This is a genomic window from Oceanotoga sp. (assembly GCF_030445905.1).
Classification (GTDB): Bacteria; Thermotogota; Thermotogae; order Petrotogales; family Petrotogaceae; genus Oceanotoga; species Oceanotoga teriensis.
The window spans coordinates 24,772-36,035 of the sequence record NZ_JASUSU010000026.1; the positions used below are offsets into that span (position 1 = coordinate 24,772).

Annotated in this window: 11 protein-coding genes; 5 read left to right on the forward strand and 6 right to left on the reverse strand. The window is 22.6% G+C overall.

The features are described 5' to 3' along the window. Positions 1-41 precede the first annotated feature (41 nt). From PWP28_RS08625 to PWP28_RS08635, 3 genes are all read left to right on the forward strand, one after another. Positions 42-260, forward strand: a complete 219-nt coding sequence (locus tag PWP28_RS08625) for a DUF2164 family protein (RefSeq protein ID WP_109604716.1) — start codon at positions 42-44, stop codon at positions 258-260. Between the two features lie 13 nt (positions 261-273). After that, positions 274-873 (forward strand): glycerol-3-phosphate acyltransferase, encoded by a 600-nt coding sequence (locus tag PWP28_RS08630; RefSeq protein ID WP_109604715.1) that lies wholly within the window; start codon positions 274-276, stop codon positions 871-873. A gap of 78 nt (positions 874-951) precedes the next feature. Then, on the forward strand, positions 952-1,296 hold the full coding sequence (locus tag PWP28_RS08635) for a hypothetical protein (RefSeq protein ID WP_109604714.1): 345 nt from the start codon (positions 952-954) through the stop codon (positions 1,294-1,296). Here the strand turns inward: PWP28_RS08635 and PWP28_RS08640 are convergent. The 3 genes from PWP28_RS08640 to PWP28_RS08650 form a co-directional block, all read right to left on the reverse strand. Beyond that, positions 1,293-2,087, reverse strand: coding sequence for a hypothetical protein (locus tag PWP28_RS08640; RefSeq protein WP_109604713.1), 795 nt, complete (start codon positions 2,085-2,087; stop codon positions 1,293-1,295). The two genes, PWP28_RS08635 and PWP28_RS08640, sit on opposite strands and share 4 nt — an antisense overlap. A gap of 2 nt (positions 2,088-2,089) precedes the next feature. Next, on the reverse strand, positions 2,090-2,635 hold the full coding sequence (locus PWP28_RS08645) for a DUF1007 family protein (protein WP_109604712.1): 546 nt from the start codon (positions 2,633-2,635) through the stop codon (positions 2,090-2,092). A 319-nt stretch (positions 2,636-2,954) separates the two neighbouring features. Continuing rightward, positions 2,955-4,109 carry a hypothetical protein gene (locus tag PWP28_RS08650; RefSeq protein ID WP_308644581.1) on the reverse strand — a complete coding sequence of 385 codons (1,155 nt, stop codon included), beginning with the start codon at positions 4,107-4,109 and terminating at the stop codon, positions 2,955-2,957. Between the two features lie 155 nt (positions 4,110-4,264). Between PWP28_RS08650 and PWP28_RS08655 the strand changes: the two genes are divergently transcribed. After that, entirely contained in the window at positions 4,265-4,981 is a 717-nt protein-coding gene (locus tag PWP28_RS08655; protein WP_305081502.1) for an alpha/beta fold hydrolase, read from the forward strand. Positions 4,982-5,015: 34 nt separating this feature from the next. Continuing rightward, on the forward strand, positions 5,016-6,974 hold the full coding sequence (locus PWP28_RS08660; protein ID WP_308644582.1) for a diguanylate cyclase: 1,959 nt from the start codon (positions 5,016-5,018) through the stop codon (positions 6,972-6,974). Positions 6,975-6,995: 21 nt separating this feature from the next. On the opposite strand, the gene PWP28_RS08665 is transcribed toward PWP28_RS08660, so the two are convergent. The 3 genes from PWP28_RS08665 to PWP28_RS08675 form a co-directional block, all read right to left on the reverse strand. Beyond that, positions 6,996-8,177 carry a hypothetical protein gene (locus tag PWP28_RS08665; protein WP_308644583.1) on the reverse strand — a complete coding sequence of 394 codons (1,182 nt, stop codon included), beginning with the start codon at positions 8,175-8,177 and terminating at the stop codon, positions 6,996-6,998. Between the two features lie 184 nt (positions 8,178-8,361). Next, the gene (locus tag PWP28_RS08670; protein WP_308644584.1) at positions 8,362-9,558 is read right to left on the reverse strand and encodes a hypothetical protein; all 1,197 of its coding nucleotides are present in this window, start codon (positions 9,556-9,558) and stop codon (positions 8,362-8,364) included. Between the two features lie 47 nt (positions 9,559-9,605). Next, positions 9,606-11,168 (reverse strand): hypothetical protein, encoded by a 1,563-nt coding sequence (locus PWP28_RS08675; RefSeq protein WP_308644585.1) that lies wholly within the window; start codon positions 11,166-11,168, stop codon positions 9,606-9,608. Between the last annotated feature and the right edge of the window lie 96 nt (positions 11,169-11,264).

An 11,264-nucleotide genomic window follows, 5' to 3' on the forward strand; every position in this document is an offset into this window, starting at 1 on the left:
ATTATTTTTAAGGTATAATATATAAAAATGGAGGTGTTTTTATGGATATATCTGAAGAATATAAAAAAATTCTTTTACAAAAAATAATAGTATTTTTTAGTGAAGAATTTGGAGAAGATATAGGGCAAATAAGGGCTCATGATATACTTGGGTTTTTTATTGATAATATAGGTAAGGATATGTATAACAATGGAGTTGAAGATAGTTATAAATATATGAATGATAGAATAGAAGATATTCTGGCCCTTCAAAAATTATGAAAGGGGAATTATTATGAATATTTTAATTTTAATTTTATCCTATTTGATAGGAAGTGTACCATTTAGTTATATACTTCCAAAAGTATTTAAGAATAAAAACACATTAAAAGAGGGAACAAAAAATCCTGGAGGAACTAATGCTATTTATACTTCAGGTTATTTTATAGGCATATTATCTATGGTATTAGATGTTTTTAAAGGAATAATAGTATTTTTAATTGCTGATTATTTTCTCGAAAGTTTATTTTTCATAAATTTGGCTTTGATTTTAGCCGTTTTAGGCCATAATTGGAGTTTATTTTTAAAGTTTAAAGGAGGAAAAGGAATAGCGGTTAATTGGGGAATTATATTTGCAGATAGTGTTATTATGGGAATAACTTTTTTAATATTATCTACTTTCTATACTCTTTTGACAAAATATTTATCAATAGGAGTTTTGCTTTCTATACTTAGTATAATAGTGTTGAAAATTTTTATGGGATCTAATGAATATTTATTTGCATATATTGTTATTTATGGAGTGAATTTATTTAAGCATAGAATAAATTTCATAAGAATTTCACAAGGTAAAGAGGTTAAAATTTTTCAGGGATTGAAAGAAGCTGGAAATTAAAATTAATTTAATTTAAATTAATTTTGTAATGCTATAATGATATATGATTGTAATTTGGAAAATCAAGGGAGGGATTTTATGTTAAAAAGTGAATTTTTGAACAAAATTGAAAGTATTGTAGAATCTGATGAAGCTACCATGATTTATTTTGTTTTTATTGATAGTAAAGAAAGTATAGGAAAAGGAGAATGTTCTCTTTATCCAGATGATATTTATTTAAAGAAAAATAAAATAGTTGTATGTGAAAAGGATCCCAAGATAACTTATAATGTTTCTCAAGTTTATTCTGAACTTGAAAAATATGACGATTTTGAAGTTATTGTTGAAGATATAAACGGAAAATTTTTTTCTTTAGATAATATGATATTAGATGTTGGATTGAACTGTCTAATAATAGAAATTCCACTCGAAGATGTTATTTAATATAAATTCAATGAGATTAAACCAAAAAATATTATCATAATGCTTGCAAATGTAGAAATTATTTTTTGTCCTTTTTTAAAATTGAATATTTTTTTATCTAAGAATATTCTAAAATAATGTGATAGTAAAGCCGAAATAGTTACGGTTAATCCCATACCAATTGACATAGCTATTGAAAGAATTATGCCTTGAATGTAAAAGTCATATGAAATTGAAAATAACATAATAGTCATAACTCCAGGACAAGGTACAATTCCGGCTAGGAAAGCCGTGATTTTGTACTCTTTGTTTTTTGGAGCATCATTTTTGTCTTTTATATTTTTTATTAGTAAAAATATTCCTAATAATATCAAAAATGAACTACTTATCAATTTTATTATTTTTGTAGGAGTTTCGCTATCTATGAAAAGAATGTCTTTTATAATAAAATAAAAAAAAGATATCAAAATTATTGCAGATAATGTGTGAGTTATAGCAAATATATTCCCAAATATTATCGATTTTTTAGCATTTGATGTTTTATCCTCTAAAAATATAGAAGCAGCAAATGTTTTTCCATGACCTGGTCCAGCGGCATGAATTATACCAAATAAAAAAGATATTATTGAAGCATTTATTAAATTTTGAGGGTTTTCTTTTATCGATTTTATAAGATTTCCAAGTGTTTGATTTATATTATATTGTATATTAATTATTTCATGATTTATTTTTGGAATTATATTGAAGTATTTGATTAAAAATAATATTATAATTAATATTATTATAAATAAAGTTATTTTTTTTATATTCATTTTTATTTTCTCCGAATTATTAATTTTATTTCATATGGAAATATTTGATCAAAGTAAAATAATTTATCAAAATTTGCAAATATAGTACTTTCTATTTCATAATTTTTGTTTGGTATTATATTTATATTATCATCTTTTTCGGTTTTTAAATAAGTATAATAACTTTTATCATATGTTGAAATGATTATTTCATTATTATTATTTTCTAATTTTAAATCGTATATCATTGTAAACAATATTCTGTTTTCGATTTCAGTTGAAAATATTTTTAAGGGCGAAATTTGTAGGTTTTTTTGGTTTAGATAAATTGTAGTAAAAAAATTTTCTTTTTTATATTTTTCTTGAAGTTTTTTATTTATAGAATCTATATCATTATATTGTTTTTTTAAAAGCATGCTCATTAAATCGTCAAATTTCCAAGTTGAAGATATTTCTAATATATCGTTTTTTATATTTATTTTAGTTAAAACTTCTATGAATACATGTGGATGGGCGATTATTGTTATAGATATTAAAGTGTATGCACAATAAATAAAAATTTTTTTCATCTTATAACTCCTGTTTTTTATTTATTATACCATTTTATATTAAAATATAATAAAAAACGGGTTTTAAACCCGTTTTTTATGACAATTGAATAATCTTCTTTGAAATAGACAAGAGGAGCATCACACCATTGAAAGTATTTGTTAATAATTAGTCCCTGAATATTTTAGGTTTACCTAACTTCTGTATATATTCTATCATATTCTTTTAAAAAAGTAAATATATTTTTGTAAAACAATAAGTAACTTTTTTGTAATTTTTTAAAATTGTTTTTTAATAAAATATGGTAAAATAAAAGTGGAAAATATTAATTTTCCACTTTTATATATTATCATCATTTTCATCATTCATCAATTTAAGTTCTTTTTCTTTTTTTATTTTTTCAAGTTTCAACAATAAAAATATTCCAATTGCTGTTATTAAAATTATTGGAACCATATAAAATAAGAAGTTTTTAATGATTACATTTTTTCTTAGTTTAGAAAGTATTTTTTCTACTTCAGGTTGATTTGGATTTTTTGATATCGAAGAATTCAAAATGATTCTTACGAGTTTTGCATTTTCTTTTGGATCTTGTTCATAATAAGACAATCCAAGTTTTGTTAAAAGGTTTGGGTCTTCTGGATCGCTTGAAGAAGCTAATTTATAATATTCTACTTTTTGGTCTATATTTTTTGATGAGTCTCCAAGTATTTCATATATATTCTTTTTTACAAAACTATTGTTTGGATATTGGTTTAAAAGATCTTCTGAAAATTTTGATAATTCTTCTATATCATTATCAAAGTACAAAAGATTTGCAAGATGAATCATTGTTTTTACATCTTTTTCTGGTTTTTCTAAATAATCTTTATAGAGTTTTTTGGTTAATGAGTTATTTTTATTTTGATAATTCATTTCTATAAGTAATTCTAAAATCTCTTTTTGATTAGTTATATTAATATATAAATTTTTTAACTGTGAATAAGCTATTTCTTCGTTTTTAAATATATTTGATTTCCACATTATTAAACTTTTTGCATATATTCCAAGTGGTATGTCTTTTGATTTTATGTTTTCTATTTCATTACTTAAACTTATTATTTGTTCTGCAATTTTTGGATCTTTTATGGCTTTCCAATACTCTACATTGTATAAAAGATAAAGTGATTTTACAGCTATTGAATCTGGATATTGTTCATAAAGTTTACCTAATTTAGCAACTGGATCTATATAAACTAAGGGTTGTATATTTTCCATGAAGTTTATTAAAGCTTTTTCATCTTCACGAAAATTGTTTATTTTTATTTCATCTGCTTTTTGTTTGTAAAGAGAATGATTTTTTTCCCAATGTTTTAAAAGATATCCCATTTTTTGCAGTTTTTGATCTGAACTTTGAATCATATCTTCTTTATTGAATATTTCTGATATATCATCTAATGATGCAAATATAAGTATTGAAGTAATTAAAAATAAAAAAGTTATTATTTTTCTCAATTGAAATTCTCCTCATTGTATAATATTTTCTTATAATATATTATACCTTAATAATTTTTAATTTTAAAATTTATTTTGAATAAAAATATTATTTTTTATATTAATAGTAGAAATTTTTATATATGTTATAATTATATTAATAAGAGGTGATGTATATGGCTACATATAATTATAAAGATCTTGAAATTTTTTATCATGATAAAGGAAAGGGAAAGAATATATTATTTTTACATGGAGATACTGCATCAACAGAACTTTTTTTGAATGAAATAGATATTTTATCAAAAGATTATAGAGTTATTGCTCCAGATTTGCCAGGTCATGGAAAATCCAGCAGAATAAAAAGATTTCCATTAAATTTTTGGAAATTTTCTGCAGAAGTATTTTTGAGTATGATTGAAGATTTAAATCTTTCTGATGTAAATATTTTAGGGATCAGTGGTGGATCAATAATTGCTTTGAATATGGTTATTTTGAATGACTCAAATATAGATAAAGTAATGATAGATAGTTTTTTGGGTAAATCGATACCAAGAGGTGTTGCATTCAGTATTCAAAAGAGTAGAGCAAGTATGAAGGGTATAGGACAAGGTTTTTGGCAAGCTATGCATGGAATTGATTGGGAAGATGTTGTAGATGCTGATACTAATATGCTTGTTGAATTTTCTAAAAGAATAGAAAACTTTTATGATTCTGAACTTTTAAGTATAAAGAAAAAAGTTATGATAGTTTCTACTGATAAATCTAAGGTTATAGATTTGATAAATGATATTCCAAATAGTGATTATTATATATTTGAAAATGGTGAAGATCCTTTGATAATTTCTGAACAGGATAGATTTAAAATAGTTTTGGACAATTTTTTTAATTAATTTTATTAAAAAATATACAATTTAGGTGATTTTTATGGATGAATATATTTCAAAGGTTTATAAATTGTTCAGTTTAAATGATATAGGTTTTTCTATAATAAAAGTTATATTTGATGAAGAAAATGAGAAGAATTATTTTGAAATTATCGAAAAAAATGAATTTTATGATTATTATATAAAACTTTTGGGTTCTTATAAAGAGTTTGAAAAAATTTTTTATAAAGTTATGAAGTATAAAAATTATTCTTATCAAATAATTATTGAAAAATTGAAAAGCAAGTTTGAAATAAAATTCTTTTATGAAAAAGAATTCATTTATTTTCTAATTGTACCTTTGAGTAATGTTGAACATATAGATGTTGATAATTCTTCAGAAAAAAGTTCTATTTTTTGGAGTGTGGACGAAAAATTTTACAAAGCTTTTTTGTTTTCAGATAATCCTATGGCGATTATCGATTTGAATACTTATAAATATATTGAAATAAATGATGCATATACTTATGAATTAGGTTATTTGAGAGAAGAATTGATAGATAAAACTTTTTTTGATTTGGGTATATATTCAGATGATTATAGAGTTGATATATATAAGAAACTTATACTCGAAGATAAAAAGATAATTAATGATGAAGTCGAACTTAAGAAAAAGGATGGAGAATTTAAAAAATATAAGTTTTCTGCTGAACTTTTTAATGAAAATGATGGAAGTTATTGTATACTTTCATTTAAAGTTTTTGATGAATCATATGAAAGAGAAAGTGTCTTAAAGAGTAACTCTATGATTTTGAGTACATTAGAAAGTCTTATAGATATGGGAACTTGGGAATATGATCTAAATTCAAAAAATATGAAAATTTCTAAAGGTTCGGCGAAAATACTCGGCATTGAGAATGTTTCTGAATTTAAAAGAGAAGATTTTTATAAACTAGTTGTTTCTGAGGATATTCAAAGAGCTATTAGTTATGAGCAACTTTTTTATAAAGAGACATTTATACCAACATTGACATTTAAAATAATTACAAAATATAATGATTTGAAGTATTTGAGTTCTAAAGTAAAGGTTATTAAAGATAATTTTGGAAATAATATAAAGGTTTTAGGAGTTACTTTGGATATAACTGATATGAAGCTAAGAGAGAAAAAATTGAAACTTTTTGAAAAAGCAATTGAAGTTGCTGGTTATGGTATATATATAACCGATGTTGATGGAGTTATAGAGTATATTAATCCAGCTTTTGAAAGAATAACAGGTTTTTCTAAAAAAGATTCTATTGGGAAAAAAACGAGTATATTATCTTCAGGAATGAATGGAGATGATGATTATTATAAGATGTGGAATACAATTCTTTCTGGCAATATATGGAAAGAAGAAATTGTGAATAAGAAAAAAAATGGGGATTTTTATACTGCTTATCAGATAATAACACCTATTTATAATGAAAAAAATAAAATAGAATTTTTTGTAGCTATTCAAGAAGATATAACAGAGCAGAAAAAAAATCAAGAATTAATAAGAAAATATGCATCTTATGATTCTTTAACAGATGCTTATAATAGAAGAATGGGCTTGATAATACTTGAAAAACAGATAAAAAATTATTTTAAAAATAAAGATAATATTAGTATATGTTTTTTAGATATTAATAATCTTAAATATATAAACGATGTTTATGGACATAATTTTGGAGATATAATGTTAAAAAATTTTTCAGAGACTATTATGAATTCTATAAATGAAGATGATTATTTTATAAGACTTGGCGGAGATGAGTTTCTCATAATTTTTTCGAAAAGTGATTTTAAAAAAGCAAATTTTATTTGGGATAAGATAAAAGAAAAATTTAAGGCAATAAATTATGAAAAGAGATATCCTTTTAAAATAGAGGTTGCATATGGCATCTGTGAATATAATGGTGAAGGGCTCGATGATTTTATATCTAAGGCTGATAATTTGATGTATGAAAAGAAAAGAATTATGAAAAATAAAGAATGAGATTATATTTATGAAATAATCTCATTCTAATGGTTTTATAGGTTTCATAGTATAGGTCGATAATATATTTGCATTATTTTTAAATAGATAAATTGCTTCTATTGGAGTTAATTTGTCTATTTTTAATTTCATAAAAGTTAATCTGTCAAAGTCTATAGAATAGTGAAATTCATTTGTTTTTCTATCTAAACCAGATAATATTATATTTTCAATATGAGGACTAACATTAAAAATAACTCCAGCTATGTATATAGCTGTTCCAAGTGTTGAATATAGGTAAAGATATTTATAGTCTTTTTTAAGTTTGCTTTTAACAGAAGCTTTCCCAGATTTTAATATGTTTACTCTATTTTGAGGTAGTTCTTCTTCACATGGAGTTAAAATATCTCCATAAACTGTATTATTTGAATATTCATAGCTCATTTTTAAATTGTATGGCAATTTTAAATTTTCGAGTATATATTCGATCCAAATTTCAATGTTGGTATTTTTCAAAGCATCTTCAATGTATTGTTTGTTTTTTTTCGATTTTTTATTTAGTTCTAAACTATTTTTATACAGATATTCTTCATTTTCATCAAATTTTTCTTTTTTTTGATTCCAGATTTTTAAGTTATCTTCATATACTGATTGTAGATTTTTTTGTATGAATTCTTTTCTTTGTTTTAAAAAATTTTTAAATAAATTGAATGGAAATTTTGATTTTGCTATTTCTTTTAATTCTAATTCAGCATCTTTTATTGTTGGTTTTTTTGGTTCAAATTCTTTTTTTTTGTATAGATCTGGTATTTCAAATGAGGTTGAAATTTTTTCAAATTCATTTTTTGTTCTTAATGAAGGGGTTTGAGAGTATATACTCATGAAAAATTCATCTTTTTCTTTAAATTTTTCTTTTAGAGATATAGAAAGCTTTTGAGATGCTTTTTTGAATTGAGTGGTTCTTTTTATTTTTTTTATAATTTTTTCATTTTTAATTTCAATTTTATTTTTATCGAATATTGAGATTTCTCCATCAGGGTTTATACTGAAAGTGAATTGAAGGTTTTTTACGAAAGTGTTTAAATTTTTTTGTTCTTGTATTTCTTTCTTATTATATATTTTTTCAGAGTCTATAACCATTTCTATATTGCATTTTAAGCTTTCTTCTGTTTTGAAGCTATAAAAAAGCTTAGTAGGAATTTCTATTTTATTTTTATATCTCATGGAATCACCGCCAATAAAATACAGTTAGTAACATTTATATTGATTCACCTTTTAATATTAACTGTTTTTTAATTTCTTTATAATATTATATCATACATATTATAATATATATTGTACGAATTTCTTTTAAAATTATATAAAAAACTTCGGAATTTTTTATTCCGAAGTTTTTATTTTTTGTTTTTTATTTGCCGGTTTTAAATTTATAAGTTTCTGATTTAACTTTATTATTTTCATCTGAAGCTTCTATATACCATGTATATGTTGTTTCTGGTTTTAATATATAATGGTTTTCTAAAGTATAATTTGTATCTGAATCTACATTTATTTCAAGTGTTTTTCCAATTCCGTTTATATATAATGTATAATTTAATTCATCATTTTCGGGATCTTCAAATTTCCAAGAAAAGTTTATTGTTTTTGTTGATTCATCTGTAGTTCCATTTGGGCTAAAAAATGAATTTTTAGGTATTGGGGGTAGATTATTTAAGTTTACTGTTAATTTTTCATATGGACCATATTCATTATTTTTAATTGGAAAAATGAAATAAGTCATAGAGCCTGATTTTCCAGTTTCATCTATTATATATTTTCCAGAACTTTCTTCTTTTAAAGTGGGTTCTTTGAACATTTTATTTTTATTATCAGATGTTTTATATATTTTGTATGAAGTTTTTTCTTCTGGAGTCCATTTTACTGTGATCGTTTTTTTTGTTGCATCATTTGTTATTAGATTTATTTTTGGTTTTTTTATAATATTTTGATAAATTATGATTTCTTCATTTGAATTTTCAGCATTTGTAAATAGTATATTTGTTGTTTCATCTGGCATAGTTCTAAAGGTTTTCAAGTTATTTGAATATTGTATTTTTATATCATCTTCAGGATAAATTTCTATAGAATCTAAATCTTTTACGGGGATTTTTTCTTCTTTGTTTATTATAGTGGCATTTAGAGTTAAATTGAATTCATTGTCTATACTGATATTTGCAAGATTTTGCTTTACATTTAAATTTATTTTATTTTCACCATTGTTTATGAAAACATCTTTTTTAATTCCTTTGAACCTTTTTTTAGTTCCATTGTAATTAAGCCCTTCTACTTTTATTGTATAGTTTCCTGGTGTTAGAAGTATTCTCAAATTTGTTGGATTTTCTTTTTGCATTGTGTAATTAGAAGATACTCCATCTTTAGATATTATTTCGACTTTCATTTTATCCCAATCATATATTTCATATAAATTTTTTTGAGTAGAATCTTCTAGTTTTATATTGAATTTTATGAATACTTGATCTTTAAATGGAACACATGAGCTCATTATAATTGTTATTAATATTATTAAACATGAATATATTTTTATTTTAATGATTATCCCTCCCATAGGCTTATATTTAATTATTTTGTATGGAAGGGGTATAATCCTAATTTTTAATATAAATTTTTTTGTATTAATTTATCTATTGAAATTATTAATTTTTTTGAAAATATTAATAACATTGTTATAACTATTATTGGTATTAAGATTAATAATAAAGTTATATATATATTTAGAGATATACTACCATTTATAATTTTTTCGATATATGATGAAGGTAAAAATATCGATAATGATATTAATACCATTGATATTTGTATTTTTATAGATTCTCCAAACTTTAATATATTGTTTTTATTTGATGTGTCTCTATGAGGATCATTTATAAACATTTTTGTTCCCCAAAGTGCTGAGAAATATAGTATCAATGATACAGGTATTATCATTATTATATTGTATATAGAAAATCCTTTCATAAAACTTATTATTATTATGAATATAATATACTCTAATATGTATATAAATGATGATATTATAGATTTTATTTTTATTTGTTTGTTATATTGTAGAGGAATTAATATTGGTAATGGCCATATATTGTAATCTTCTATTATAGAATATATAGAAATATATGCCGAATATAAGGCTGAGAAAACTATGAAGAATATATTTAAACTGATATTTTCTATATTACCTGTTATTATAAATATTAAAGGTAAAATCAATGGATATATTATCATAAAAAAAATGGAAGAATTTCTAAATAATAGTTTGAATTCTTTTTTTAATAATGTGAATTTTGATACTTTTATTTTCATATCTTTATGTTTGTTTTTTTTGTTTGATATGTTTAATTCTATTTTATTTAAATAGATTATTAAAAAAATTGTTGATATTATTAGTATTGATAATATTATTAGTGATGAATTAATATTTCCATGAAAAGCTTTTAAAAGATATACATGTGGCCATATGGGATTTAAAAATATATCTGCTTTATCTATGATAGGAGAAAACGAGTTGTTTATTTTTTGGATATCTGAATTACTGAAAAGATTTATAACGAGTACAAATACTATTATTCCCATAAAGTATATTATTTGTGCAGTTCTTTTTGCAGCTGTTTTTCCTATAAAGAGAGATATTATCATTCCAATTAATAATCCCAATGATATTAACATAACTATGAACAATACACTTGATATTATTGATAAAAATATATTATTGGGATTAGCTATTAAATATGATATTATTACAGCTAATAACATTCCAAGATTTATAGAAGATAATACAAAACTTTCTATTGCTGAAGATAAAAAAATGGAACTTTTTTTTATTGGAAATGTCAATAATAAAATTAGATTATCATTTTCAAATAAACTTGTAACTATTGTTGATGAATACTGAAGTACAAACATTATTGACATTATTAAAAAGTATAATGAAACAATTGTATCAGCAATCGTGATTTTTGAATTTTCATATATTGGTATATTTGTATATTTAAATATTGGAGTTAAGGATGTTATTAGCATGAATCCAAATATTAAAGCTGGTAACATGTATAAAAAAACATTTGAAATAGAGCTTGTATTGTTTGATTTAAATAAACCTTTATTTTTTGGTCTGCTTTTATTTTTAAAAGAGTATTTTAGCAATAATTTTAATTCTTCCATCAATCACACCTCACAGTTCATCAATGATTTCTTCAAATTCGTCTCCACCAGTGAGCTCAAGAAATATATCTTCAAGACTTTGATTTTCTTTTGAAG

Excerpts from the sequence above, each read along its gene's own strand:
- PWP28_RS08645 (WP_109604712.1), bottom strand. The coding sequence starts at position 2,635 with ATGAAAAAAATTTTTATTTATTGTGCATACACTTTAATATCTATAACA.
- PWP28_RS08625 (WP_109604716.1), top strand. The coding sequence starts at position 42 with ATGGATATATCTGAAGAATATAAAAAAATTCTTTTACAAAAAATAATA.
- PWP28_RS08670 (WP_308644584.1), bottom strand. The coding sequence starts at position 9,558 with ATGGGAGGGATAATCATTAAAATAAAAATATATTCATGTTTAATAATA.
- PWP28_RS08635 (WP_109604714.1), top strand. The coding sequence starts at position 952 with ATGTTAAAAAGTGAATTTTTGAACAAAATTGAAAGTATTGTAGAATCT.
- PWP28_RS08630 (WP_109604715.1), top strand. The coding sequence starts at position 274 with ATGAATATTTTAATTTTAATTTTATCCTATTTGATAGGAAGTGTACCA.
- PWP28_RS08640 (WP_109604713.1), bottom strand. The coding sequence starts at position 2,087 with ATGAATATAAAAAAAATAACTTTATTTATAATAATATTAATTATAATA.
- PWP28_RS08665 (WP_308644583.1), bottom strand. The coding sequence starts at position 8,177 with ATGAGATATAAAAATAAAATAGAAATTCCTACTAAGCTTTTTTATAGC.
- PWP28_RS08655 (WP_305081502.1), top strand. The coding sequence starts at position 4,265 with ATGGCTACATATAATTATAAAGATCTTGAAATTTTTTATCATGATAAA.
- PWP28_RS08660 (WP_308644582.1), top strand. The coding sequence starts at position 5,016 with ATGGATGAATATATTTCAAAGGTTTATAAATTGTTCAGTTTAAATGAT.
- PWP28_RS08675 (WP_308644585.1), bottom strand. The coding sequence starts at position 11,168 with ATGGAAGAATTAAAATTATTGCTAAAATACTCTTTTAAAAATAAAAGC.